Origin of the sequence: Polynucleobacter sp. 86C-FISCH (assembly GCF_018882415.1) — a bacterium.
Lineage (GTDB): Bacteria > Pseudomonadota > Gammaproteobacteria > Burkholderiales > Burkholderiaceae > Polynucleobacter.
This window is the reverse complement of sequence record NZ_JACVOL010000001.1, coordinates 332,502-357,493: the sequence shown is the minus strand read 5'-3', so window position 1 is coordinate 357,493 and position 24,992 is coordinate 332,502. Positions and strand designations below refer to the sequence as shown.

Here is a 24,992-nt window from a genome sequence, read left to right as displayed (position 1 = left end):
GCTCTATATAGGGCGGTGAATGTTAATTTCAATCAGAAGGAGTGTCGAATGACTATTAATGCGGAAGTAAAAGGTAATTTATTGGCCGACCCAGAACAAAAGGTTATTCAGGTCAAGGGTGAGAATAAAACCATTACCCAAATTCGAATTTGGTCTGATGTTTACAAAAAAGACGCAGCCGACGGATTTTCTCAAGACGAGGAAAAGTCAATGCCAGTTAACATCACCATTTGGAATGAGCGACTTGGCGGTGAAGTCATGCACTTGCTTGGCAAGGGTATGCGAGTAAATGCGCAAGGGGAATTAACAATCCAGACTTGGGTTGATAAAGAGTCTGGAGAACATAAACATCAAGCGCATATCGACGCTAACTACGTCAATCTTGCGTTGAATCGCATAGAGCAAATTCAAATGAAACCTAAACAAGAGTTATGAGCTTGCCTGGGCGTTCAAGAATTTCTAAATAGGGGGTGAACGCCCTGCGCATTATAGGTAGAACCACTTTTGGAACATACCTATATGCGTCTCTTTATTGCCGAAAAACCCTCTGTCGCCGCTGCCATTGCTGATGCTTTGGGTGGTGGTAAAAAAGGTTCAGGCTTCTATGATCTTCCGTCTGTAGATACTAAAGTTACCTGGTGTTATGGGCACCTACTTGAGCAAGCGCAGCCAGAGTATTACGTAGAAGGCGGCAAAGTGTTGCCAAACCATCTCCCAGTAATCCCTGATGTTTTTAAGTTGTCACCAAGACCAAAAGCCGCTGATCAAGTTAAGGTCATTAAAAGCCTCTTGAAGGAGGCTAATGAGGTCGTAAATGCGGGTGATGCGGATCGAGAGGGCCAATTACTGGTTGATGAGCTATTTCCAGTTTTGGGTTGGAATGGTAAAACCTCGAGGCTTTGGCTTTCCAGTCTTGATGCTGAGAGCGTCAAGTTGGCCTTGGCCAAAATTAAGTCCAACAGCGATTACAGTCGCATCTACGATTCCGCTCTTGCACGCCAACGCGCTGATTGGCTAATTTCTTTAAATGCCTCAATTGCGCTCTCTCGTAATCTTCAGGCAATGGGTGAGCAGGGTGCGTGGAGCGTAGGCAGGGTGCAAACACCAACACTCGCTTTAATTACTGATCGTGATGCTGCAATTAAGAATTTCACAAAACAAAACCATTATTTATTGGAAATAACACTTGATGGCATTGTCGCTCGGTGGTCAATACCTGAGGAATTTTTAAATGAGCAAGGCCTTCTATTAAAAGAAGAAATCGCACAACAGTTGTGTTTGGAATTGGTTGGTGCAACTTTAGTGGTATCGGAGTTTGCTTGTAAGCCCGGAACTCGTTCTGCCCCAATGCCTTTTACTTTGGGGACTTTACAGGCAGCTACTAGCAGATTGCTAGGTCTTTCGGCAGCACAAACACTCGCAGCAGCACAAACACTCTACGAGGCGAAATTAACCACTTATCCGAGAACTGATTGCGCTTACTTACCGCTTGAGATGTTTTCTAAAGCGAATCAGATATTGACAGATTTAGGGTTAATTGGAGAAGGGATTGATCCAAAGCGCCAGCATGTTGCTTGGAATACTTCAAAAGTAGAAGCGCACCACGGAATTATTCCTACTGGGGTGGTCACAAAGGGGGCTAACTTAGATTCAAACACCATTAAAGTTTTTGAACTCATTAAAAAGTCGTTTGCCCAGCTTTTTATGGAGCCAGAATCTTTTGAGGTGCGTCAAGCAAAATTTACTTTGGACAACGACCCGTCAAAAGTTTTCTTAGCTAAGTCTCGTACAGTTTTGGTTGCAGGGTGGTCAGGAAGTGAATCAGACGAGCAGCAAGAGGATGGCGACTCCACGAGCTTTTCCCAGTTACCAGACCTCGAGAAGGGCCGGGCGCTCCTTTGTAATAAAGCTGAGGTACTTAGCAAAGAGACGGCACCTTTAAAACATTACACGGATGGCACCCTAATTGCGGCAATGAAATCCGTCCATAAATATATTGATGATCCAAAGCTAAAAGAGCGCCTTAAGGAGACCTCTGGTCTTGGAACAGAGGCCACTAGAGCAGCAATGTTGGAGGCGCTGATTAGCAAGGGTTACGTAGAGCGTAAGGGCAAAAATTTAATTGCAACACTAAAAGGCACGCAGTTAATTTCGTGGCTGAGAAAAGATGTTGGCACGGCAACTTTTGCGCAAGCCGCGACAACTGCATTGCAAGAAGATGCATTGGCTGATATTGCAATGGGCCGACTTACATTAGATGCATTTTTGAGTTCAGTAAAAGATACAGCGCGCCTCTTGTGCAGTGCGCTGCTCAATGCAAATTTTATTGATTTGGCCACGTTGACTTTTAATGTTTGCCCCGCTTGCCATGGCGCTAAGTGCATCTTGCGAACCAGCAAATCAGGAGGCACATACCATGCTTGCGCTGAATGCTGCGCTAGATTTGCAGATGATTCTGGAAAACCCGGTAAGCAGTTTGAGGATTTGCCAAAAAGTAGCTCTTCCAGCTCCAAAGCAAATCTAAAAGGGCCCAATTGTGATCAATGCAATAAACCCACTGCATCACTAAAAACGAGGGCTGACAAGACCTATTTCCGCTGTATGTCTTGTGGGATTTCTTGGTGGCCAGGGTATAAAAATTCAAAAGAACTTGGCTCAAAGTGGCCACTACGCGAAGGAGTTGCAAATCAATGAGTATTAAATCTTTGCGGTCGTTAGCGCCTTTTATTTTTGCACCAGTGGCAGTTATCAGCTTATTGCATTCACAGGTGTCCGCTGCTACCCCAGCTGTAAAAAGTATTAGCAACAAATCGATGCCAGCTGCGACACTGGATACGGCTCCATACAGCGGCTCTGGCAAGTTGCCGGTGGGCTTGGCACTAGAAAAATTGTTGCCAACGGTGTCTGCAATTTACTTGAATAGCAATCTGAGCATGAGCAAGGTAGTCACTTGGAAAGTTGTCAACGGTACGATCGGCCAAGCACTCGATGATATTTTTCATCCGCTGCAACTTGAGTGGTACTTGACGGACAACAGTTTAGTAGTTAAGAGGGCAGCCCTTGGTTCTGAGCAGATTGTTACCACTATTGCTGGACCGCGCGGGTCTTACTCAATCACAGAAAAAGTAACCGTTTCCTCAGGGGGAGAGCTAGACATTGGCCTTACTGAATCAAAAGAACCACAAAAAAATATACCGGCAATAGCAATAGAGCCCCCAACTCGGTATTGGCAGCTCAAAAAAGGTGAAACCATTCGCTCAGAGTTAACTAAGTGGGCCAAGGATTCGGATTGGTCATTAGTTTGGCAGTTTGATAAAGACTGGGTAATTCCCGCCAATTCCGAATTTTCTGGAAATTTTGACGTAGCAGCAGCAAAAGTAATTGAAACCCTCTCAACCAATGGGGTTCTCATTCACGCCAATTTTTATAACGCCAATAAAACTTTGGTTATCACCGGCCCTGGAGTCACACCGCAATGAAAAATTTCAACACAAAAACAAAAAGAAGAGGTTTGTGGGCTTTGCTTTTGACGGCCTGCTTCTTGGTTTCCGCCTGTTCAGGTTTTATTGGAGCAAAGAATAATCAGCGACAAGCTGCTTATGAGGAGCAGCTGGCAAAGTATGGAAATACCGATCCTGCACGACCTGTAGTACTTAAAAATTCAGGGGCGTATTTAGCTGGAGAGAAGATTAGTGTTGCGGAGCAATTATCGCCACTCTTAAAAAAGAAGGTGGTGTACAAGCCTTCGCGTTCAGTTCTTTTGCCTGATGTGGCGCATTGGATCAGCGAAGAATTTAACATCGCGGTTGACTTAACAGGTCTCCAGGTTAATACAGCAACTCAGGCAACCATGAGTGGTGCAGGTATATCAGGGGCGTCGAATACCCTTTCCCCACCACCTACCCCGGCTGCAATTGCACCCAATGCCATGAACGGCTCCGGCCTACCAGCCCCACTTGGCGGCCCAATAACACCGAGCACTTCGCTTGGTGCGAACTTTCAGGCGCCAACAACTACACCGCTAACACGGTTGCCACTTCAGATTCCAATGACCCTTAACTATGAGGGTACCTTAAACGGTCTATTAGATCAGCTCGCGCAAAAAACTGGAGTGTGGTGGAAGTTTGCCGATGGCAAAGCACTATTTTTTCGGAGTGAATCAAAAACCTTTTACCTCCCAACCATCGCTCGTACCTTCAAGGGTAGCTCCACCATTACAACCACCTCATCCTCAGTTTCTGGCTCATCGGGTTCTGGTGGTGCCGCCGCCTCGGGTGGTGCAAACAGCTCTTCCGGCGCTGACAGCACTTCACGTTATGACGTAGATCTTTGGAAAGATATTGAAACAACAGCCAAGGTGGTCGGTAAAGGCGCTGAAGTAGCAGTCAATGCAGCAGCAGGTTCTATTACGGTTACCGGGTCCCCTGCAGAAGTGCGACATATGGAAACATGGGTAAAAACGTTGTCTGATCAGTTATCGCAGCAGGTTCAGATTGATGTCAACATTTATACGGTTGCTGTAAATAACGAAGAGAACTATAGCTGGAATCCTAGTGTGATTTTTAAATCCACTGGTAATCTGGGTTTTAATGTTACCGGTGTTCAAACCCCAGCAGTCATTGGGGGTATTACACCTTTCAATATTGGCGCTTCTGTAATCAACTCTTCGAATTACGCAGGCTCAACAGCGGCATTCAACGCACTTTCAACCATAGGCAAGGTGTCCGAAAAACTTCATCAGCAAGCGATTGCGATGAATGGCCAACCAACACCAGTTCAGTTGGCCCGCCAGCAGAGCTACCTTGCTTCCTCTAACTCTACGACCTCAGCAAACGTCGGCACTACAACATCACTTACCCCTGGGACATTTACTGTTGGATTTACAGCCATGTTTGTGCCACGCATTATCAATGGCAAGATCGTGCTGGCCATGACTATGACAAATAGTGCCTTGGTCTCCCTAAAGACAGTGACCAGTGGGTCGGGATCATCTCAGGCCTCCATTCAAACGCCCGACATTGATACCAGCACTTTCCAAAATACCGTAACTCTAACGCCAGGCGATGCTTTGCTTCTGACCAGCCTCACGAAAGAAACCGGCACGAATCAAAACGCTGGGATTTTATCCCCCTTTTTCTATCTTCTGGGTGGCGGGTTTGATGCAACTTCCGGTAGACAAATTATGGCTATTGTTGTTACAGCCAAAGTGTTGTGAAAATGTTTGAGAAAGAAATTATGAATCAGAAAAATTATATGAGGATTGCCGCCTCATTAGTATTGCTTTTCAACTTTACATTGTCGGCTAGCTCAACCCAAGCGCAGACTTTCGGAAATTTAGTGACCGCAAATGCTGTTCACGAAAGCGGCGTCAAAATTCCCGCGTCAGCAACAGCCCCTAATTCGGAAACATTACCCACAAGCGCCACTCCAACAACGGCATGGGCGGGTCCGTCATTTGGGGATTTGGAAAAATTACGATCAGAAAATGTGATGCTAGCTGAACAATTAAAGAATGCCGAACTAAAGAATAAATTAATTGCGCAAGGCGGCAATGCTGGACCTGCAGCTCCAAAAGGGGTTAATGCAACCTCGGAGGGTGTTGGTAGTAATACTTCGCCTGCCCCTCGAGTGGTAATGATTGCTGGTGCAGAGGGTAGTTATCGCGCCAACATCCTTCTCGCAAATGGTCAAGCTCTTACAGCATCAACTGGAACCAGTGTTCCTGGGTTTGGACTAATTACCGACATTACTCCCAACGCGGTGCAATTTGGTTCTGGTAAGACCAGGCGCTCATTACCGCTGATTACCAGCGGCACTAACGCGGATTACTTAATCACCCCTTAATTCACTTCTTTAGCCAAGATCAAAATTTATGACCAAACAGAAATTGGAATCTACCTCCATCACCTTTAATAAGGATGAGCTCTTTCTTGTGCATTGGATTTTATCGAACGCAACACGATTTCCAAAGAATCTAAAAGAGGAGAGGTTGTTAAATAAGATGCTTTTAAAAGTAGATCGAAAGCTTTGTGCATTTAGCCAAGGAGCGGTCAAATGATTCTTCAGTTTAAAAAAACACAATGGATGTTGGGGATGCAGTGGCAAGCATTTGATGCTAAGCCTACCACTCAAGAAATTAAAGCGGAAGCGAACCATTTTGGAGCGCTGGCTTACGGACTACGATTTGCTGAATTATCAACTCAGGTTGGTTTTAGTGATGAGTCTTTAGTTGATTCAGGTAAAAAATTTTTTAGGCCAAAAGTCTATAGCTTGGCAGCAAAACTGGCTCATGCAAATATGGAGCCTTGGTATGGAATTTTCAATCTAGGGAATGGTCGGTACTGGTATTTGGCAGTTCGCGACGGCTACTCAATATTGCCTGACGGTGATGTAGTTGGTACCCAAGAAGAAATTGAACAAATTAGAAACTTGCATGCAAGTTTTAGTGATTGGAATGTTTCAGAGGGTGATCTCGAATATTTGGAGGCATTACTCGATCAGACGATTGAAAAAGAATCCCGCCACGAAATTCCAAAAGCAAAACTGGTGCCCATCAAAAATATTGCCCGCAATATCAAGGTTCGATTACCGTTGCTAATAGGTGTATTAACACTTTGTATGCTAAGCGCAGGTATTGCCTATTGGCAAGTTAAAGAGTCTGAAAGGGTCGCGCATGAGCAAGCGCTGAAATTACGTGCAGAACAAGATAGAGCCACGAAATTAAAAGCACTGGCTCCTTTAAATCAGCCCTTGCCGAATCAATGGTTAGAGGCCTGTAAGGCAAAATTATTTAACCTCCCATTAAATCAATACGGCTGGAGGCTTGGCTCTGTTAGCTGTCAGGATGCTACTTTTAGCGCAAGCTGGAAGATAGCACCTGGCGCAACTGTAAAAGATCGACCTGAAGGCGTTCTTAATGCAGACGGAACGGAAGTGCTGCATACGGCTTCCTTGGAATTTGCCGGAGATCAGCAATCAGAAAAGACCCTAAACCCAAGCGGCTTAACGGAGAACGCTTTAAAGCTGCGTTTTATCGCGCAAAGCCTAGGGTTAACAATGGAACTTGGGAACAGTAATAACTCACAAGCTGCGCCTTTGCCCGGTCAAACTAGTGGACCCAATTCTATTACGCCAGCAATTGCCGGCTTACAAAAAACCAGTTTTGTTATCACGAGTAAAACAAGCCCATTTGCAATTGATTTTAGCGAGGTACCAGGTATGCGGATCCAGAGGCTCAGCAGTAGTCTGACTGATGACCAAGGGTTCAAGCTGGAGGGGGTGATTTATGGACTTTAAATTATCTCCTCGCAAAGCGCTTATTGAGCCACCTGATGGTTTCGTTGCCAACGGGATTGCTCGTAGTGCCCATAGTTTTGACCCACTCCCCATTCGATTGCTTGACAAAGTGGCAATTGATGAATCGCAAAAGGTGATCTATACGGATAAGCGGACTAGCGGGCACCCGTACTTTTTAAGTTGGATCGCGCGAAACAAAAGACGTGCCGAAATAGAGGTGCAAATATGCGAAATAGCACACATTGCAACCCTACGCGAGCAGGGCTTTACTCAAAAATTATCGATGGAGAAATCTGATCTAATGGTTCGCAGCTATGCCGTTGATTTAATTGCCACCGCCGGAAAGTACGGCGCCTCAGATATTCATCTCATGATGCGAGGAACCCATACTGACATTCAATTTGAAATACAAAGCAAGCTTTATCAGTTTGCAACCTTGTTTCATGCCGAAGGTAACGCTATTGCCCGGGCAATTTTTCAAGGCATTGCGCAAACTAAAGCTGCAATGTTTGAAGAGTTGGCATATCAAAATGCTCAGATTTCTGGGTCGGAGTTTCCGCCTGAGTGTCGCCTAGCCTCCTGCCGTATTTTTAGAGGCCCTGCATTTTCTTTGGGTGCTGATGGTGGAAGCTTTATGACCATACGCCTCCAGTACCTATCAGGTCACCAAAAGGAAGCCGGCCTACCAGCATTGTCTTTCCCTCCTAGACCAGCTGGAAAATTTGCACTTAAAGAGATGGGTTATAGCGCAGATCAAATTGAAAAAATTGACCTGCTAATGAATTCGCCTTCTGGCGTTGTAGTCATTAGCGGTCCGACTGGCTCAGGCAAAACATCAACACTGTTTCAGATACTGCAAGAGCTAGCCAGAATTCGACCTTATTGCCGGCAGGTATGCGTTGAAGATCCAGTTGAAAACCCAATGGCTTGGGCTGTCCAGATGGTTATCACCAATGCAAAAAACGACGAAGAGGTTGGTATAGAATTTGCCAACCTAGTGCGTGGCGCTTTGCGCATGGCCCCGAAAACCCTCTTCTTAGGAGAGATTCGAGGTCCCGCCGTGGCTATGTCGGTAATTGAAGCCGCTCTAACGGGCCATCAGGCCTGGAGCACAATTCATGCGCCATGCCCGTTCACGATTGTTGACCGCATGGAGTTGATGGATCAGGTTTTACTTGCACGCAAGTGTTTTTGCGATGCTGAAATTATTCGTGGACTCATTGCGCAGCGCCTAGTGCCAAAACTGTGTGAACACTGCAAAACCTCTTTCGCCGACGGCCAAAATAACAACATTAGTAGCCGATTAATTAAGGCACTTAGAAGCCGTGGCTCACTCGAGAATGTTTTCTTATTTAAAGAGGGTGGTTGTGAGAAATGCAATTTCACCGGCAGCTCAGGGCGTTTTGCCATCGCAGAAGTTGTGGTCTGTGATGAGGAGCTTATGGCGGACTTTATCAATCATGGCACATCTGTCGCCAGAAAAAATTATCGCGCAAGACTGGATGCCGATTTGCCAATTTTTGATCAAGCGCTTGAAAAAGTATTTTCTGGGCTTATAGATCCGCGGGCGGTTGAAGAGGCCATAGGACGCATTTCATTATTGCCGAAGGATGCAACGTCATCTATATGAGTACTTCTGGCCTCTCCGCGTTAATTGCAAGATTTAAATCGGCAAAAGGATCATTACGCTCATTGGAGCCGAAAAGCCTTGCCTGGCGTATTAGAGAGCCTTTTTACCAACATTTGAGTGACCAAGTGGCTAACGATATAGCGCTTGAAACTTCGCTGAAATTCTTTCAAGACAGGATGGTGCGTCAAAAGCGTCCTGGCTATGCAAAACTTATTGCGGTAATTATTTCGCGCTTAAAAAACGGTGATACTTTCGCACAAAGCCTGCGTGGCCTAGTGCCGGAAAATGAAATTATTATTATTTCGGCAGGTGAACTAAGTAGTAGGCTACCGTTTGCTCTCTCGCTGATTCTTGAGCAGCAAGCCCGCAAACATAGACTTACTCAAACTTTACGCCAAGGCTTAGCTAGCTCTGTAGGTCATTTGCTAATTGCAGTCGCGGTGCTTTGGTATTTGGCAAGCGCTGTCATTCCGCAACTCACTATGGCGGTACCAGAGGCCCAAGCCCAAGGGTTGGTGAGCGCTCTGTACAAAGTCAGTTCTTTTATAAATTCCTACTGGGCCTTAAGTATTCCGATAGGCATCATTGTTTTTATTGCTGCAATTTTTTATACGCTGCCGAGATGGACTGGCCCCTCTCGATTGGTTGCCGAACAATATTTCCCGTGGAGCTACTACAGAGATCTGGTTGGGTATCAATGGCTCATGATTTTTACAACTCTGCTTGCATCGGGGATCTCCGATGTGACCATCTTAAAGACGCAATCAAAAGAGGCAACACCTTATTTGCGCGAGCGCTTAACTTTGTTGTTCCATCGTTTACATAGTGGCGGCATGAGCCTAGGTGACGCTCTTATTACGCCAATACAAGCGGATGGACTGTCGATGAATTTCCCCTCCCCAGAAATTAACGAGTCCATCGTAGCGCTTTATGGATTTGCTAATTTTCCGAAGCGAATCATCACGCTTGTTGAGCAGTGGGCCAAGCAAATCGAAGAGCGCACTTTAACCCTTGCAAAAAAAGTTTCAGCAATTTTTGAATTTGTAATGATTTTTGGTATGGCTCTTTTGATTTTGGCGGTCCAAGACCTCTCAAATCAAGTTGGCATGCTCGCAAAGTAGTTTGTAGTAGTTGTAGTTGTAGTTTTTTAACTTGTAGTTTTTTACTTTAGGAGAAGCAAATGCGTGACTTACTCGGTAGTTTATTTTCAGCATTAATTGTAGTAATTGGTTTGATTGGCGCGGTCTTGATTTATAACAGCGTCACCAGCACCAATAAGTCTTCCCAGGCCTTTACCGACCTTACAGCAATGGTGGGTTCAGTACAAAGTGTTTACGCCAGCCATACCACCTTCACAAACCTAACGCCGTCAGTCATTATTGCCGGCAAACTAGCACCCTCTTCGATGATTTCAGGTACTCAATTAATGAATCCATGGCGAGGAATAGTTACGGTCGCAGCTAATAGTGGTAATGCTGGATTATTTGATGTAACTGAACCATCAGTGCCTAGCGATGCATGCGTCAAGATGGCTACATCTCTTGGTGGTTTGGGTGGCCTTGCTATTAACGGTACAAGCGTAGCGCTACCAGCGGATCCAGCGGTAGTAACACCACTTTGCTCAAGCGATGCAAATTCACTTGTATTTACTTTTGGACGTTAATTAATCCATGGGTTATTTTGCCCCTCTTATTTTTAGCGTGGTGACCATGGGCTTGCTGGCGCTTTTTAGCAGCCAGGCGAGTGTTACAGCAATAAACTCAACGCAAGCAAAATCAAGAAACGATGGACAAGCATTTTTGGCCTATCGTGATGCGGTAATGAGTTACTGGCAAAATAACCCTGGCTTTATTGGAGTCATTCCTAACAATGTATTGCTATCGACAGGCCGACCCTTTTCTACAGATTTTTTGCAAAGGGTTGGCAATGTCATAGTGAATACTGGAGGCAGAAATGGCCGGGCCATTATTTGTTACGGAACCTTTAATCAGAGCGTTGCTTTTGAGGCAGCTCAAGCCGCAGGTAATGACGCCTCATTTGGAGTGTCATCAGGGCCGACTTGGAGCAGTGTCGCTGTTGGTTTGGGCAATACCTCAATTCTTCTCCCAACACTGATTCTCCCGGGCAATATTGTTTCTGTAATCACACTAGATCTTTAATCTGGAATTATCCCTATGCGCGAACTTTTGGGTTCTCTTTTTGCCAGTCTCTTAGTGGTCGGCGCGGCAATAATGTTCATGAATTACAACAATCAGAGCATGACCAATCAGAGAGTGGCTGCAACTGCAGGGCAAGCTCGAGAATTTAATGTTGCCGTTCAGTCCTACATAACACAGTACTCTAGCGCTGTTAGTGCTCTCGCAACACCCACAACACCAGCAGTAATAACTGTGGCAATGCTTAAGGCCCCCGCGGTTAAGTTATTACCCACAACTTTTTCTGGAGCCAATCCATATGGCCAAACTTGGCAGGCCCAGGTTTTAGAGCCAAGTACTGGTAATTTACAAGTGCTGGCACTAGGTATAGGTGGCACTGCTTTACCTGATGAAATCGCCTCAAAAATTGCATCCTTAATTGGGGCTTCGGGAGGCTTCATACCAAAAAATGATTCAGGAACTTGGCCATCCGCTACTTCAATTGCCCAAGGGGCATATGGTGGTTGGAATGTATCAACAGCTGGTTATACCGGAATTTCTGGTGGTAATTTGGCTTCATTGCTTACTTTTAGCAATGGGCAGTTTGTTAGCAATTATTTGTATAGAAATAACGTGGGCAATGCCAGCCTTAATACGATGAATACGCCAATAATTATGGCATCTACTCAAACCAATGGTGGTGCTTGCTCGACTAATGGAGCCTTTGCCCAGGATGGCACTGGCCTTAGTTTGACTTGTCAAAATAACATCTGGGTAAGTAACACTGCTTGTCCGGGATATTACGGTGACCTGAACGTATTGGAAGGAAACCCTGGTACACAATCTTGCGTTAACGGTGCGGGTATGGCTAATGCCCCGACTGGTGATTGGTTCTTCGTAAATATTCAACGCCACGTTAATGGGGCAAATTATTACGCAGTGCAAACTGCAGCGCCGATGACAGGTGCCCACGTCGGATCTAAATATATTCGCGTGCAACAATCCGGGACGGCTGGTGTAGGGTGGGGCGCTTGGAACAAGGTCGTTACACAAGACGCTGCAGGCAATGTTGTGATTCCAGGAAGAATGACTGCGAACACTTTTGTGCCAAGTTTGGTCGCTACCGCAGGCAATGGCTGCTCACCTAATGGCTCGATTGCGCAAGACGCCACGGGCTTGACACTTTCTTGCCAATCCGGGGTGTGGAAAGGAAACTCAGTCAAGGGTCTTGGTTTGGGCGGAGAAACTTGGCACAACATGACAGGCGCACGCAGATTTAACACGCAGTATATAAATCCCTACAATTACCCAATAGCTGTTTCAGCCACAGCTACGTGCGCAACGACTTCTGCCATTCAAGGCTATGTTAATGGTGCTTTAGTGTCATTTTTCCAATGGCAGTTCAATGGTTGCGGATCCTACGGCGGTGCCTTCATTCTTGTGCCGCCTGGGGCTACTTACCAGCTCAATAGTGGCCAGGGGGTTTATAACTGGCAGGAGCTGTACCAATCCTAATGCTTTCATGATGTTTGCCCCAATGTGAATTCCAACTTTTTAATTGCAAAACTAACGTTGGCAAACGACTGAGTATATTTCTCCGCTCCCGAAGTAATTCCAGCCGCCCATCCATGTCCCGGAGTAACCGGCAGGACAAGAACAACCTCCTGTTTGTAAGTTTGCACTCCAACATGAGCCATTGGTATTCCATCCACCAACCATATAAGCGCCACCAAATGAAGTGCCAGGATTTTTCCAAACTCCGGATTGGCAAGATTATCAATAAAGCTCTGACCAATTTTCGATGTAATCGCCGAAGAGTCGAGTAACGCTATATGTAGAGTTTGGGGGAACTATGAATGACAGATTGTCTCGTTCCGTTGTAGCGTGAGCTCCGCTGAATTGGATAGTAGCTCCATTTACATTGGCATATGTAGTTGAACCTGCTGTGGCCGTGTAAGAAACCAAAACCAAAATTGGATAGCTAAGGCTGTTCGTGTAAGTTAATCCATATCCCCTTGAAGCTGTCACGTCGTGCCAAGTTTCTCCGCCCAAACCAAGACCCTTGACTGAGTTTCCTTTCCACACCCCGGATTGGCAAGAGTAGCCTCGATCTAATTGTGGGTGCAATAAGTCATAAATCCATTGCCAATGCCTCCAATAAGCCAAGCGTTCCAGGTGTAATTTGGAGGACAACCCCAGGTTGTATTAACGCCCAGGCAGGTCGAGCCAGTTCCCCCATTATTTGTTGATAAGCCACAAACCGTCCCTTGATCTTCTCCGCCTTGTTTACTCCAAACCCCGGATTGGCAAGCTAATCAAAACATGTGGCCGCTGACCATGAAACATCATCACCGCACTGGCTTTCAAAAAGATACCAATTATTTCCGGATAAATACACGCTTGATTGATTTCCGCAATTGGCCCTTACTCCAACAGTGGAAAGAACACATAATCGATGAGGTCCCATATTGGTGGTTTGGTTTGTATAGCCTTGATAAAAGCTTAAGGTACTGTAGCTAAAAGGTGGTGGCTTCCAGACCCCGGATTGGCAACTAATGATTAAAAGATCGCGGCACTTAATAAAATTTGACCGATCCCGCAATTGTATGGGCTCGAAGTTACCGTATAAGACGATCCTGCCGGCACCAAAAAAGAAGTGCTAGTCGTTTTATATCCGCCCTGCCAAGTGTTGGATGCGCCGCTTACCCATAACCCATCAACATAAGCATTTAAATCATAATTATTGTTACCGCAATAATGGTTTTGATGGCCGCCAGAAGCCACAACAAATAAGCTGGTGCCGTAATTATTTATAAGACTAGCAGATCCAGCGTATGTCAAACCCTTATAAACATAAGTAACTTTACTAGACCCACCCTTCCACACTCCGGATTGGCAATCATGGTTTCATGCAGGCAACATAGGCCACCGCAATGCCGCCATTTGGAGGCTGTCCATTGCAATCCGCAACCCATCCATTCTTGGTAGCAGTAATTCCAGAAAACCAAATTGTTTCGCCTACGTAAGCTGGCCAACTTGCAATAAGAGTTGGGTAAAGATTTGGATTTCCTGGGTTCCACGGGGTGCAATACCCACCTCCTCCAACTACAACTTCATCGTCGTTACATGCGGCAAAACTTCCATCACCAGCCAAATTACCAACCTCTCCCTGAACTCTTCTAAGAGTTCCATTAAATTGTTTTTTCCACACCCCGGATTGGCAAAAAAAGAGTGGTTTATAAACTCATCACACACTAACCTTCACGATCTAACCCAAGGTTATCGGGGGGTTAGATCATTATTTAGTTCATTCTTTCTCAAAAATATTGTATCAATCGGTGTAGCTGGCACCCAATGGATCAATCATAATAATGTTCTTTTCGTTCACCAATTCTAGATATTGATCCGGTAGAGGTATCTTTTTTGACGCCCTCATTGACTGCAAAATGAACCGCAATAATGTGTTTTGAGCGTTTTCAATTGCCGTCTCCTTGCAGGATCCCCTCGCAACTAAATTATCAAAATCTAGCAACTTAATTTGAAACCAATCCTTCGTATTATGAAGAGTTGCTGGATATGGAACTAAACAGTCCAGAATTGCTTGCTTGCCTTTGTGTTTGATGCCTTCCAGTTTTTTAACAAGTCTAGCCGCTTTTAAATGAGTGTAGCGCTTAAGCATTGATAAGCTTTTATGGCCACTAATTGCCGCCACCTCCATTATGTCAAAAGTACCCAATTCAAAAAGCCGACTAACGGCCTCATGTCGTAGATCATGAAAATGCGGAGGATCCACAATCTTTAGTTTTTGAATCATAAATCTCCATGTGGACTTAAGCCCATTTGAAGTGTAAGTAAAAACCTTGCCTTTTGGTTTGGGACCTAACCTTATCAACGCATCCCGAGCCTTTATGGAGAGGGGCACATCGCGCTTACTGCCATTTTTTGTTTCCGGAAGATGGGCAATTCTGGACCTAAGGTTAATATTTTCCCAATGCAATCCTAGTATTTCGCCTTGCCGCATGGCGGTTTCTAAAGCAATAACAACAATTGAATAAAATTCTTTGTTAGTATGCCCAAAGCAGTACCGTAGAATTTGCCGGTCTTCTCTTGTGGTAAGTCGGCGATCACGGCCCGGTGGAGCTTTTGGTTTGCGAACTTTCACTACGGGGTTGCTGTTACATAATCCCCATTCAATTTTTGCAATATCAAAAAAATTAGATAGAAGCGATAGCTCAAGTCGCACTGTCGCCGCAGAAATCGGTTTCATGGTGCGCTCATTTATGGCTTGTAGTCTTTGATCTCGGTAAGTGGCGATATCAACACTGGTAACGGTGCTAACCTTTTTATTTCCTAGGAACGAATCAGAAATTTTCTTTAATCTGTATCGCTCTTGTTCGTAACCCTTTTTTAAGATCGATACTTTTTGTTTGTAATGCGCAAGAGCAAGCGCAAGGGTTGAATTCTTTACTATCTTCATTTTTCACCTTAGGGTTATATGGAAACTACGATATACCCCAGCTCTAAATTTTAGCCCCCATAGATTTTTTGTGGTAAACGCTGTGCGCATTAAAGGCGTTACTGGTAAGAATAAAAAATCACTCATGAAACAAATAACTTTATTTGCAAGGGCGGCAATATTGGCCATAATTTTGGTGGCTACAGTTCCAATTGGTTCATCAGTCGTCCATGCTCAAACTTCTGGAATAGAGGGGTTGGTGCGTTGCCTACAAAGTGACTCTCGTTTTCGGGGTAACGGCTGCAATCAAATTGTCGGTCGCTACTGGGCAATCGAGCCATTAATCACTCAGGCAGCACTCCAGGAAAAAATGGAGCCAGCCCTGTTAAAAGCACTAGTCGCAGTGGAATCTGCATACAACCCTCAAGCGCTCAGTAGGGCTGGTGCTAGGGGCCTTACTCAAGTGATTCCAAGTACAGCCATGAGCTTAGGTCAGCATCCCGATAATCTTTGGGATTCAAGGCAAAGTCTTGCTACAGGTGCTCATTATTTGGCTGCGCAATGGTACACGTTTAAAAATTGGCCATTGGCAATTGCTGCCTACAATGCTGGACCAGGCGCAGTGAGGAAATATGGTGGAATTCCACCATATCCAGAGACACAGGCTTATGTAAATAATGTCCTATATGTTTATAGGCGTTTTAGAGAGTATGAAAAGTAAAACTGCTTGATCATTAGAAATTACCTTTGGAATTCACAAATTCACAGATTTTTAACGTAGGTTCACAGGTGTGATCGTTTGATTTAGAAAATACTTAGCATCTAGTTGATGTGTGCCGTATGCAGTAAGCGCAATCAGTACCCCAACCACGATTAATGAGGTTCTAGAAATAGCGGCAGTAAGCGCTGTTAAAAAGGTCTTCTTAAAGGTCTCTAAAAAATCAAGATGAATGACTGGTTTAATTTGCTCTTGCAGTACTTTGCGAGTAGTTTCCTCTAAAACATTGGTCATTTGTTGCATTGCTATAGCCGTATCTACGGGGTTTGGTGCTCTTGCATAAAAGAAGGCAACTATTGAAATCAGGGCTGCTGATGTGGGCTCCTCAACCGGCCAGCCAGCATCATTCATCGCCTTAAGCAATTCCCGAACTTCAACCTCTTGCCCCGTATTGAGTGGAGCGCCAAGGCAGCGCTCAAATATCTTTTCAGCGATTGGATAAGCCATACACCCCCCTTATTCCGTTTTTTCGAGTTGATCAACTACTGCTGTTGATGCCGCCGCCCTTTCAAGCCACGATTGCAAAGCGAGGCGGTATCCCAGCTCCAATGGTCTGCCATTAAGGCCTTTGTAAAGTACTTCATGAAATGGCCTCCGGCCGATCATTACTGTCAATGAATCATTAAGCTCAGGCAGTTCAGTTTCCAGCCATCCACCACCGGTTACAAGATCATGCAACTCATCTTTTTCCCATAACATGAATTTGTCCGTGGAGCCAAAGAAAAGATTTTTAATGACGAGGCCTTGCTCATATCTAGATGGCATGTTGCGAATTCGATATGCGAGTGATCTGAGGCTTTCTTGAGTGCGACTTAGTAACCAAACAGGAATTGCGTTGGCTTCCCGCAAAACCTCATTAACAATGGGAATAGAGCCATCAAACGCCCTTGTTCCAATTTGCGCTGGCATATTCACAATGCAGCGCACTTCAGTGGTTTGTGCTGCAGCTGTGAGCTTGGAGACTAGGCCGGCGAACTCAATCCAACCATTCTCGGTGGATAAGTCAATTAAGTTTGCGGCGATGATCCCCAAAGACGCATCGGTTGTAAGACCCCCGTCACCGCAAACATCTGGATTGCTAAGATCTGCATCATAAACCGCAACCTTGGGACGTTCACCCTCGGGTTTGCTTATGAAGTGATGTACTAAAGCCCTAGCGGCCAAGCTTTTCCCAACGCCACCTTTATCGCCATCGATAATGTATGTTTTAAGCATTTTTTTATTCCTATTAAATTATTGGTTTGGTTTCACTGCGAGAGTTACGGCGCTGATTGGTGCGGGGATTAATTCGATCCCAATTCCACCGCTGGCTGGTATTGGTTGTGTTTTGTCGAACACATAAATCAAAGCCCGCCTGTCATTTTTTAGCCTGAAAAATACCACGGAGTCCTTTGGCGTAACCATTGCTTGGTTATCGTCGCAAATAACACCAACATTTTTGAAGGGGGTTAAAAGACGATTGATGCTCTCATTTGAGACTCTCACTTGGCTGCCATCCTGGACCAAGATAGGTTCATTAGCCTGCGCCAGCCCCGCATTTAAAAGTAAAGTAAGGATTGGTGTAACAAATATTGCAGCTTTCATTTTGATTCCTTTGTAAGATTAGTAATTAGTGTTCGCCAATAAAACGTTGACGCCCCTTTGGATCAGGTTCAAGGCTTTTGCGAAGTTCATAGTCGGCTGTGCTTTCGCCTGGTTGGCGATCTGAACCGCCGGCTACAGTACCCTCCCCCATTAGCGCGGGTTTATCGGGCTCCTTTCGGGGGTCATCTGACCTACCATTTATGAAATCGATAGTTTTTGGGTCGCGAAGGGGTTCTGATTTAGGCTTTTGAGTGATAGTGCCAGGTGGCTTTTGCTCCAATTCCTCCTCAGTCTTTTGGCGCTCCCTCAGGATGCGTTTTCTTAGAGCCTCTAAAGCCTTAAACAAGTCCCCGGAAGGAATCTCTGGCATTGCTTTTTCAAGGTGCTCTAAAACCACTGCCCATTGAGCTCCTTCGGCAATCATCCCGCGGATCAGGGTTTCTTGAATGGATATCCTAGCCCTAGCCAATTCACGGTTAGTTTTGGCTTCCCTCGCTTTGCGCATGGCAACTGATAGTTTGACTAAAGCAATGTCTCCGGCCTGCCATGAGCGGGTTTGTCTCGCATGTTCTTCTGGAGTTAATTGAATTTGATCGTCGTCGTTTTGTTTTTCCATCTAAAACTCCTAGCTACACATTGGTCATACCCTAAATGCGCAAACCATTCACCCTCTTGCTTTTGGTTTTTTTGGGGTTGGCTAATTTGCGCTTTAAGTTGGGAGTTTTAGGGTTTTTCAAACTGCAACAAGCGAAGCGCGGCGCAGTTCTCTGGAACCAAAACCATTTACAGGAATGGTTTGGATGAAAAATATTATTTTTCATGGTGAAAGATGGGTGTCGGGCGTAGCCTGACCAAGGGGGTTTGTCCACATTTCGTAGAAGATCGGCAGCGTAGCGTCCGAGCTACGTACGGAATGGCAGACAAACCCATACCTTGTACGAATTACATTCGTTTGGGATTTCGGACGCTGCACGGACGTTTTTAGCCGAATGGCTCCCAAAAAAAAATCTATTTACCGCAAAGGGGGTGAATGGTTTGCGCATTTAGGGTATGACAACCAACAAGGTGATGCCCATGAAAAAGCAAGTTACAGACAAAAAAATTCACGCCAAGAAAAACAAAGTGAAGCGAGTAACAGTGCGGTTTACTGAGGCAGCAGCCGCAGCCATCGTTAAAACCAGCGCCAAGGCTGGGCTAGCACCATCTGTTTTTTTGAGAAACTGTGCACTGGGTTTGCAGGTTCCATCAAAAACAGACCAGCAGGCTGCCGCTGAATTAAGGCGCATTGGATCAATGCTCAAGCATTTGTATCCAAAGGATTCCAATTGGACGACAAGTGAAAAGCGCCAATATTGGTCGGCAATGCATACCCTCTTAGGCGTTGCTAAGAATTTAGATGGCAAAGGTTTTAAGGGTGATCAGGATCGGTCCGATGTTGGCTAAAGTTATCGGACTTTCTAAAGGCGGGGTAGTTTCAGCCCAAAAGGTTCTAGCCTATTTGGGCAGGGATGGGGCTGATCAGGCGAATGAGCTTATTCAATTTGGCACTCCAGAGATGGGGGCGATCAATCTCGATGCCAATCTGATCACCGCACAAGACCGAAAAGACGTGGCTGAGTTATGGGATTCCATGGTTTCGAATAACCATGGAATCCGCTCCAACCCTTTTTATCATGTTGCTCTCAATTGGCAAGAAGGGGAGCACCCGGATGCTGAGCATGTTCAAAATGCTTGCAAGCACGTCATGCAGGCCCTAGGTATGCAAGAGTGCGATGCAGTGTGGGCTATTCATCGAGACACCGACAATGATCACGTCCATTTAGTGATTAATAGGGTTCGTTCCGAGGATTTTCAGCTTGTCCATGTCCCAGCCTGGGATTACCTTAAGCTGGATAAAGCGATGCGGGAGCTTGAGATTGAGCAGGGCTGGTCTCACAGTAATGGCCCTTGGATTGCCTTAGAAGTTGAAGGCAAGACAGAAATTGTCAGAATGAGCCGTAAAGAGCGTAGGGCTAGAGGCTTGTTACAAGATGCCAATCTAGTTTCTGATGGTTCAGGACTTACTCAGGCTGCGATTCGGTCTGAGAAAAACTCTGGGGATGATTCTTTTCAAAGATGGGTTGCGGGCTCCCCGTCAATGTTTTTAAAGCAGTTGCTAAACCAAGACCATCCTAACTGGCAAATGGTTCATGAGTGTTTGGCCACCCAGGGATTGAGAATCACTCCAAAAGGTAGCGGCATGATCGTTATTGGCTTGGCTGAAGATGGATCTGAACTAGCCGCCAAAGCTTCGCAGCTGGGGCGGTTTGCAACCAAAGCAGCTTTAGAGAAAGCGCTTGGTCCTTATGAGCCAAGCAATTCTGCGCTGAAGTTGGAAACTAATGCTTACTTGATTGACAAAAGAGGTCATTTGTTTGACAAAGGACCTGTTTTGTTTAATGGTCAGGCGGCCCCGTTTGACGTGGGCGCTGATATTAGGGCGGAAAAGGTTAAGGCAAGAGCCGACGCCAGATTGATTTTGATGGAAAGATTTGAACTTGATCAAGCCCAAAAGAAGGCAACTCGTATAAGCTTGCGTACCGAGATGCGCGAAGCACACGCCTTAGAAAAGAATGCTCTGCGCGTTAGCTTAAAGGATCGCCGACAAGCGGCGCGACTCATCGCAAAATCAAAAGGAAGAGATGTTGGAATTGCCTTGTCGTTGTTTGCATTTGAGGCCGCTAAAGAGCGTGAAGCCTTATTGTCCAGACAGGCAGCTGAGCGCAAGGCTTTAACAGCCCATGTCTCCCGCAATCAAGTCTTGCGCAACTGGCTAGAGACGGAGGCGCTAAGTGGAGATGCGGCCGCCCAGTCGGCATTGCGTGGAATTATTTATCGTGAGCAAAGAGAGAAAAAACTAAAAGAGTCTGCCATTGAAGGGCAAGAGCAGGGTGTGTTTAAAAAGATGGATCTATCTCAACTTCACGCAGAAGTAGATGCTCGTTGCAGAAGAATTACCTATCGCAATCAAACCGGCCAAAAACAATTTACCGATACGGGGCCTCGCATCGAGGTTCATATTAAGACTGGTGCGGGCTTGGACGCAGCTCTAAAGGTAGCCGCTCAGAAATACGGTGGCAGGATCACGTTAACTGGAAGTGGTGCATTTCGTGAACAGGCTGCTAGAGCAGCAACACGTCTGGGCATCACTGTTTTAGATAAGGATCTGGCATCGGTCGTAAGTAATGAAAGACAAGCCAGTCAGTATCCAGCTCAAAAACCCCCGCGAAACACGACCCCTGCAGTCAGTTTAGGAGGCTCACGCGGTAAAAAAGATAAGGGCAATGAGCGATAGGCGGCCATGTTTAGGTGAACGCCCTGCGCATTAAGGATATTGCAGCCATTAGCTGTAACTATCGACATGGAGCGTTCTTGAGTACATCTAATCAGCAGGTCAAAGATCGGCAAATGGAGGCATTGCGCCGGGCACTTGGCGAGGATATGTTGCGCTACCTAGCGGATCCTAAGGTAATTGAGATTATGCTTAACCCAGACGGTAAAGTCTGGATTGACAGGTTGGGTGGCGAGATGGAACACATCTGCGACATGAGCCCCATTCAAAGTAAACAAATAGTAAATACTGTGGCTGGAATGTTGGAGACTGTAGTTACACCAGAAGCCCCAATTTTGGAATGTGAGTTGCCTTTAGATGGCAGTCGATTCGAGGCTTTGATTCCACCATTAGTCGCTCAAACATCTTTTGCTTTACGAAAAAAAGCGCTCCTAGTTTTTACTTTGGATGATTATGTTTCTAAAGGAATAATGAGTGAAAGTCAAAAAGGCATTATTGAAGAGGCCGCTAAAGACCGCTCAAATATTTTGGTAATTGGCGGTACTGGTACTGGTAAAACTACTCTAGCTAACGCGATTATTGATGCGGTCGCCAAGGTAAGTTCGCAACATCGCATTGTTGTTATTGAAGACACTCGTGAGCTTCAAGTGAATGCACCTAATACGGTTTTTCTTCGCACAAGCGATAACACTGATATGACAAGATTATTGCGCGCAACAATGCGTCTTAGACCGGATCGAATTATTGTTGGAGAGGTTCGAGATGGTAGTGCGCTTGCATTGCTTAAGGCATGGAATACTGGGCACCCTGGTGGTGTTGGCACTGTTCATGCTAATGATGCAAGGGCAGCGCTCATTCGCGTTGGACAACTTATTGCTGAAGTCACGCCTCAACCCCAGTCTGAGCTTATTGCTGAAGCCGTTAATTTGGTAGTTTCAATTAAACGCACCGCTACTGGTCGAGTGGTTGATGAGATTGTTCGCGTCAATGGCTGGACGCAAGCTGGGGGTTTCGATGTCACCAGCCTCATCTAATTTATATGTTGTTGACTTGGGGGCTGATTGCCCCCAAAAACTTCCTCCTGGCTGCCGATTTATTGGGTCACTTCATTCAAATTCATTGGGCACAGGGTCATTGATTCAAGTAATTAATAGCGGAATTTATGCATTAGTAGTTGATGGCTCTATTCACTACCTAAATCAATTCGAAATTGAGCAGACATTAAGAAGGTTGCAGCCATCAGAAGAGCTGCCCGAAATAGAAACCACTCTTGGGTTCGCCAAACTTGAGAGTTTATTTGGTGATATTGGCATTGACTGATTTTAAAAGAACGTCGCTATTTAGCGCATATATATGAATGATAAATTAACCCCCGAATACTCAAATGATGATGGCGATGCCAGTCAAAAACATATGCGGGTTGAAGCTGCTTTATCCAAGTTAATTCAAGACTATCCGAACTCTGGCGGCAAGGCTCTTATTGATACCCAAAAGGGTGTGGCGCAGCCTATTCAGATCGATATGCTCGCACATCCAGATAGAGGTTTGGCCACTCCTGATGGTCAGCTTACAGAGTTAGGTGAAGCAGCGCTTAAATCACTTCAAAATAAAATAAATGAAATTTTGCGATTTGATTCACGCAAGTCTACTACTCCTTCTATTGAGAGGGTTGGCAACGAACCTGAGCAGGCGGTAAGAAGCTTTACGTCCTCATCCGTGGTGCGGTCACCAGTTAATGAGTTGCCCATTCAAAATCAAAACAAGTCAAAAAATAAGACGAAGCAAGGGCCTGAAATTAACTAAGGCCTTCTTTGATTCAAGCAATATTCCCAATTAAGGATCGCGCATGACCACTAATAGTCTTTACAACATTCCCGATGCCAGACATGACGTGTCAAGTTTTTCGATGGCGCCAATCATCACTTTCGCCATGATTGTTGTTTTAAGCTGCAGCGCCGCGACGCAATATGTAGCGAACGCATTTGCTTATGATCCTCATTTGGGTGCGCCGATTATGGCATCAATTTATTTTCCTTTCGACGTGCTGATATGGATGTGGAATTTAAATAACCCTAAATTTGGACCCTTTGTAAGAAGCGTGCTAATAAACGCGCAATTAATTTTGGCTGCTGGCGGGGTTGCTTCTTTGGTTTTGCCATTAATGGTTTCCTACCGCCGATCAAAAAGACAAAAAAATAAGAAGAATGATCTGCACGGCTCTGCCCACTGGGCCAGCCCTGATGAAGCAAAAGCTGCAGGGGTGCTTGCTTCAGAGAAAAACAAAGGTGGGGTTTTGTTTGGAGCGTTTGAAAGTAAGGGAAAGATTGCTTATCTACGACACAAGGGTCCAGAGCACATGATGGTATTTGCTCCTACCCGATCTGGTAAAGGTGTTGGTATTGTGATTCCAACCCTCTTAAGCTGGGATGAGTCGGTGGTAGTCCATGACATCAAGGGGGAGAACTGGGCGTTAACTTCTGGTTTCCGCCAAAAAATACTAGGTCAGCGTGTAATTAAGTTTGATCCAACTGACCCAGGTTCGGCGCGGTTCAATCCATTAGATGAAATTCGGATGGATGGAAATTTAGTCAAGGATGTTCAAAACATCAGCACCATGATTGTGGATCCAGATGGTAAGGGTCTTAATGATCACTGGGCAAAAACAGGTTTTGATTTGATGACCGGAGTTCTTTTATTTATCCTGCTTTATTACCCCAAAAATAACCCTAATCGATGTCTTCAAACGGTTCAAGCAATTCTGTCTGATGGTGGCCCTATTCGAAAAATCGCAGATGACATGGCCAAAGAATTTAATGCGGCCATGGACAAGGAGCAGCGCTCAGAGAAGATTGAAGAGGGCACCGCTGCGGTGATGACCTATATTCGGGACACTGCCAATCAAAAGCTAGAAGATGAATCCACTACAGAGTTTTACAAGGTGGGGTGGGGTGCTGTAGCTCAGGCTACTCAGTCATATCTCAATAAAGCGCCTAATGAAGCCTCCGGCGTTCTCTCCACTGCGCTATCCTTTTTATCTCTTTATCGCGATCCGATTGTTGCAGACAATACCCGCTTCTCTGATTTTTCATTGGAGTCATTGATGGGTGGTGCCGTAGTAGATGGCATCCCCCAGTACCCTAAAACTTCCTTGTATTTAGTGGTCCCGCCTAGCGATAAAGATCGTCTTAAACCTTTATTGCGCCTGGTAATCAATCAAGTGGTGAGGCGATTAACGGAGGGTATGGAATTTAATGCGGATGGCTCAGGTAAGAGTAAGTTTCCACATAAGCTCCTGCTTTTAATTGATGAGTTCCCAAGCCTTGGTAAGTTAGATATTTTCCAAGAGGCTCTAGCCTTCATAGCGGGCTATGGTCTTAAAGCCTTGTTAATTGTTCAGGATTTAAGTCAACTGAACGCAGCTTATGGCAAAGATGAATCCATTATTAGTAACTGCCATATTCGGATTGCCTATGCACCAAACAAAATCGAGACCGCAGAGGTGCTCTCAAAGATGGCGGGCCAAGCCACTGTAAGTCATTCGCAGAGGCAGTATTCAGGTAATCGGTTATCGATGATGCTGGGGCAGGTCAACACGAGCGAGCAGATTGTGCAAAGGCCACTGTTAACGGCGGACGAGTGTACTCGCCTTCCCGAGTCTGATGAGATTGTTTTTGTTGCCGGCAATGCACCAATTTATTGTCAAAAGATTAAGTACTACCAAGATGCTAATTTTGTTGCTCGCGTAAAGCTTGGCGCTGCTGATAACACCGGCCGGCAATAAA

Annotated in this window: 24 protein-coding genes; 18 read left to right on the top strand and 6 right to left on the bottom strand. The window is 45.5% G+C overall.

The window, feature by feature from the left end; all coding sequences use genetic code 11:
- Positions 1–48: 48 nt before the first annotated feature.
- The 11 genes from ICN10_RS01650 to pilV all read left to right on the top strand — a co-directional run bounded on the left by ICN10_RS01650 (position 49) and on the right by pilV (position 12,576).
- Positions 49–435 carry a single-stranded DNA-binding protein gene (locus ICN10_RS01650; protein ID WP_216211780.1) on the top strand — a complete coding sequence of 129 codons (387 nt, stop codon included), beginning with the start codon at positions 49–51 and terminating at the stop codon, positions 433–435.
- Between the two features lie 84 nt (positions 436–519).
- Positions 520–2,694, top strand: coding sequence for a DNA topoisomerase (locus ICN10_RS01645; RefSeq protein ID WP_216211778.1), 2,175 nt, complete (start codon positions 520–522; stop codon positions 2,692–2,694).
- Complete coding sequence (locus tag ICN10_RS01640; protein WP_216211774.1) at positions 2,691–3,479, top strand: toxin co-regulated pilus biosynthesis Q family protein; 789 nt, start codon at positions 2,691–2,693, stop codon at positions 3,477–3,479. The genes ICN10_RS01645 and ICN10_RS01640 overlap by 4 nt, the downstream gene beginning before the upstream one ends.
- Positions 3,476–5,215 (top strand): hypothetical protein, encoded by a 1,740-nt coding sequence (locus tag ICN10_RS01635; protein WP_216211772.1) that lies wholly within the window; start codon positions 3,476–3,478, stop codon positions 5,213–5,215. Before ICN10_RS01640 ends, ICN10_RS01635 begins: the two co-directional genes overlap by 4 nt.
- 20 nt (positions 5,216–5,235) lie before the next feature.
- Positions 5,236–5,844, top strand: a complete 609-nt coding sequence (pilP, locus tag ICN10_RS01630) for a type IV pilus biogenesis protein PilP (protein WP_216211769.1) — start codon at positions 5,236–5,238, stop codon at positions 5,842–5,844.
- A 210-nt stretch (positions 5,845–6,054) separates the two neighbouring features.
- On the top strand, positions 6,055–7,296 hold the full coding sequence (gene pilO2 / locus ICN10_RS01625; RefSeq protein ID WP_216211766.1) for a type 4b pilus protein PilO2: 1,242 nt from the start codon (positions 6,055–6,057) through the stop codon (positions 7,294–7,296).
- A complete protein-coding gene (locus tag ICN10_RS01620; RefSeq protein WP_216211763.1) occupies positions 7,286–8,926 on the top strand; it encodes a GspE/PulE family protein in 1,641 nt (546 codons plus the stop codon). The genes pilO2 and ICN10_RS01620 overlap by 11 nt, the downstream gene beginning before the upstream one ends.
- Complete coding sequence (locus tag ICN10_RS01615; protein WP_216211760.1) at positions 8,923–10,047, top strand: type II secretion system F family protein; 1,125 nt, start codon at positions 8,923–8,925, stop codon at positions 10,045–10,047. The genes ICN10_RS01620 and ICN10_RS01615 overlap by 4 nt, the downstream gene beginning before the upstream one ends.
- 59 nt (positions 10,048–10,106) lie before the next feature.
- Entirely contained in the window at positions 10,107–10,589 is a 483-nt protein-coding gene (locus tag ICN10_RS01610; protein WP_216211758.1) for a type 4 pilus major pilin, read from the top strand.
- Positions 10,590–10,596: 7 nt separating this feature from the next.
- On the top strand, positions 10,597–11,085 hold the full coding sequence (locus tag ICN10_RS01605) for a hypothetical protein (protein WP_216211755.1): 489 nt from the start codon (positions 10,597–10,599) through the stop codon (positions 11,083–11,085).
- Between the two features lie 99 nt (positions 11,086–11,184).
- Positions 11,185–12,576, top strand: coding sequence for a shufflon system plasmid conjugative transfer pilus tip adhesin PilV (gene pilV, locus ICN10_RS01600; RefSeq protein WP_216211753.1), 1,392 nt, complete (start codon positions 11,185–11,187; stop codon positions 12,574–12,576).
- Positions 12,577–13,960: 1,384 nt separating this feature from the next.
- Here the strand turns inward: pilV and ICN10_RS01595 are convergent.
- Both ICN10_RS01595 and ICN10_RS01590 read right to left on the bottom strand, forming a co-directional pair.
- The gene (locus ICN10_RS01595) at positions 13,961–14,272 is read right to left on the bottom strand and encodes a hypothetical protein (RefSeq protein ID WP_216211750.1); all 312 of its coding nucleotides are present in this window, start codon (positions 14,270–14,272) and stop codon (positions 13,961–13,963) included.
- Positions 14,273–14,392: 120 nt separating this feature from the next.
- Positions 14,393–15,538, bottom strand: coding sequence for a site-specific integrase (locus ICN10_RS01590; RefSeq protein ID WP_216211748.1), 1,146 nt, complete (start codon positions 15,536–15,538; stop codon positions 14,393–14,395).
- Between the two features lie 124 nt (positions 15,539–15,662).
- Here ICN10_RS01590 and ICN10_RS01585 point away from each other — a divergent pair, with 124 nt between their 5' ends.
- The gene (locus ICN10_RS01585) at positions 15,663–16,238 is read left to right on the top strand and encodes a lytic transglycosylase domain-containing protein (protein WP_216211745.1); all 576 of its coding nucleotides are present in this window, start codon (positions 15,663–15,665) and stop codon (positions 16,236–16,238) included.
- Between the two features lie 51 nt (positions 16,239–16,289).
- Here the strand turns inward: ICN10_RS01585 and ICN10_RS01580 are convergent, their stop codons facing one another.
- From ICN10_RS01580 to ICN10_RS01565, 4 genes are read right to left on the bottom strand one after another with little or no spacing between them, the layout of a single operon-like run.
- On the bottom strand, positions 16,290–16,742 hold the full coding sequence (locus ICN10_RS01580) for a hypothetical protein (protein ID WP_216211742.1): 453 nt from the start codon (positions 16,740–16,742) through the stop codon (positions 16,290–16,292).
- 9 nt (positions 16,743–16,751) lie between these two features.
- A complete protein-coding gene (locus ICN10_RS01575) occupies positions 16,752–17,510 on the bottom strand; it encodes a hypothetical protein (RefSeq protein WP_216211740.1) in 759 nt (252 codons plus the stop codon).
- Between the two features lie 18 nt (positions 17,511–17,528).
- On the bottom strand, positions 17,529–17,879 hold the full coding sequence (locus ICN10_RS01570; protein WP_216211737.1) for a hypothetical protein: 351 nt from the start codon (positions 17,877–17,879) through the stop codon (positions 17,529–17,531).
- A gap of 25 nt (positions 17,880–17,904) precedes the next feature.
- Positions 17,905–18,495, bottom strand: a complete 591-nt coding sequence (locus tag ICN10_RS01565; protein ID WP_216211734.1) for a hypothetical protein — start codon at positions 18,493–18,495, stop codon at positions 17,905–17,907.
- A 458-nt stretch (positions 18,496–18,953) separates the two neighbouring features.
- Here ICN10_RS01565 and ICN10_RS01560 point away from each other — a divergent pair, with 458 nt between their 5' ends.
- The 6 genes from ICN10_RS01560 (at position 18,954) to ICN10_RS01535 (ending at position 24,991) form a co-directional block, all read left to right on the top strand.
- Positions 18,954–19,322, top strand: coding sequence for a hypothetical protein (locus ICN10_RS01560; protein WP_216211732.1), 369 nt, complete (start codon positions 18,954–18,956; stop codon positions 19,320–19,322).
- The gene (traI, locus tag ICN10_RS01555) at positions 19,312–21,213 is read left to right on the top strand and encodes a TraI/MobA(P) family conjugative relaxase (protein WP_216211729.1); all 1,902 of its coding nucleotides are present in this window, start codon (positions 19,312–19,314) and stop codon (positions 21,211–21,213) included. Before ICN10_RS01560 ends, traI begins: the two co-directional genes overlap by 11 nt.
- A 77-nt stretch (positions 21,214–21,290) precedes the next feature.
- Positions 21,291–22,244 carry a P-type conjugative transfer ATPase TrbB gene (gene trbB / locus ICN10_RS01550; RefSeq protein WP_255536780.1) on the top strand — a complete coding sequence of 318 codons (954 nt, stop codon included), beginning with the start codon at positions 21,291–21,293 and terminating at the stop codon, positions 22,242–22,244.
- Positions 22,245–22,344: 100 nt separating this feature from the next.
- Positions 22,345–22,530, top strand: coding sequence for a hypothetical protein (locus tag ICN10_RS01545; RefSeq protein WP_216211726.1), 186 nt, complete (start codon positions 22,345–22,347; stop codon positions 22,528–22,530).
- A 33-nt stretch (positions 22,531–22,563) separates the two neighbouring features.
- Complete coding sequence (locus ICN10_RS01540) at positions 22,564–23,013, top strand: hypothetical protein (protein WP_216211723.1); 450 nt, start codon at positions 22,564–22,566, stop codon at positions 23,011–23,013.
- A 43-nt stretch (positions 23,014–23,056) separates the two neighbouring features.
- Positions 23,057–24,991 carry a type IV secretory system conjugative DNA transfer family protein gene (locus ICN10_RS01535; RefSeq protein WP_216211720.1) on the top strand — a complete coding sequence of 645 codons (1,935 nt, stop codon included), beginning with the start codon at positions 23,057–23,059 and terminating at the stop codon, positions 24,989–24,991.
- Position 24,992 lies beyond the last annotated feature (1 nt).